Below are 1,256 nucleotides of genomic sequence, written 5' to 3' on the forward strand. Positions count from 1 at the left end.
GACGGCGAGGTTCCTGAACGGCACCCAGCCCGGGTAGATCACGTCCACCACCATCAGGGTGGCGTAGGCCGGGGCGTAGATGAAGATGTTGTCGGGCGAGTGGTTCGCGCGGCAACCGGCCTCGGGGCGTTGCCCGCGTACCGGGCGAGTCTGGACGACCTGAACGACGACGTGATCGAGGGTGACCTCCTCGCCCAGACCGTCCTCAAGCACGCCGACACCATCGATCCCGGCGCGGCGCAGCAGATGACGTCCACGGAGTGGCTGTCCTGCCTCAGTCGCCTCTACAGCGGCGACGACTGCCGCCCCCTGCCCAAGGGGTGGCCGACCACGGGCAAAGTCCTCTCCGACCGCCTCAAGCGCCTCCAGCCCACCCTGGCGGCCCGGGGCGTCCTCATCGACGCGGGCCGCACCAAGGCGGGCCGCTACCTCGAAATGACCCGCACCGTGACCCCGGCCCCGCACGAACAGGCACGGGCGTTCTGATCCGCGATCCGCACGCTCAAGCGAACAGCAAGAAGAGCACGTGCTCCTCTTGCTGTTCGGCGGAACGCCGCCCAAAGGTCGCGCCGCGAAGCGGCTCCTTCTTCACGCTGTAAGGCGCACCGAGTACTACAGGCAGCCCCTTCTTTGTCCTAAGAGGGAAGACGCTGCGTCACCTGCGTCACCCGGCCCGGAAAACGACACCCGACCTGCGCCAACAGCGATGACGCAGACGGCAGGCTCTGCGTCATCCTGCGTCACCTGCGTCACCCGATGACGCAGCCGGTGACGCACCGGTGACGCAGCCCCGATCCGGCGCGTCACCCAAAACCGCAGGTCAGAGCCTTAAGTGACGCTGATGACGCGGTGACGCAGAAATCCGAACCTCGGACACACACGGCGCAAGGGCCCGCGCCCAACTCCCCTGCACGGCAATGCCGAACTGCCCTGGAGGCACCCCGGATGAGCACCGCGACTGCCGCCCCCGTCGACCGACTCCTGTACAAGCCCGAAGAGGCGGCCGAAGCACTCGCCATCGGCCGCTCCACCGTCTACGAGCTGATGGCCGAAGGCTCCCTCAAGTACATCAAGTTGGGTCGCACGCGCCGGATTCGACGTGCGGACATCGAGGCGTACGTGGAGAGCCTCGTCACTCTGCCCAACTGACCAGAGCCCGCACTAGATGAATGAGTCCAAGGGATGGCCTGCGGACATGGCACGAGGGCGTCCAGTGTCGATGTGTGACGAACGACGTGAACACCCTCGCAACAGCA

Annotated in this window: 1 protein-coding gene and 2 pseudogenes; 2 read left to right on the top strand and 1 reads right to left on the bottom strand. The window is 66.6% G+C overall.

Translation table 11 applies throughout. From position 1 onward, the window contains the following. Positions 1-213: pseudogene (locus tag ABZV38_RS40495) on the bottom strand (hypothetical protein); the annotation flags it as partial. Here ABZV38_RS40495 and ABZV38_RS40500 point away from each other — a divergent pair. Both ABZV38_RS40500 and ABZV38_RS40505 read left to right on the top strand, forming a co-directional pair. Next, a pseudogene (locus tag ABZV38_RS40500) lies at positions 109-486 on the top strand (ATP-binding protein); the annotation flags it as partial. The pseudogenes ABZV38_RS40495 and ABZV38_RS40500 sit on opposite strands and share 105 nt — an antisense overlap. A gap of 459 nt (positions 487-945) precedes the next feature. Beyond that, a complete protein-coding gene (locus ABZV38_RS40505; protein WP_356333983.1) occupies positions 946-1,149 on the top strand; it encodes a helix-turn-helix domain-containing protein in 204 nt (67 codons plus the stop codon). Positions 1,150-1,256 lie beyond the last annotated feature (107 nt).

Source organism: Streptomyces sp. NPDC005181, assembly GCF_040608395.1.
Taxonomy (GTDB): domain Bacteria; phylum Actinomycetota; class Actinomycetes; order Streptomycetales; family Streptomycetaceae; genus Streptomyces.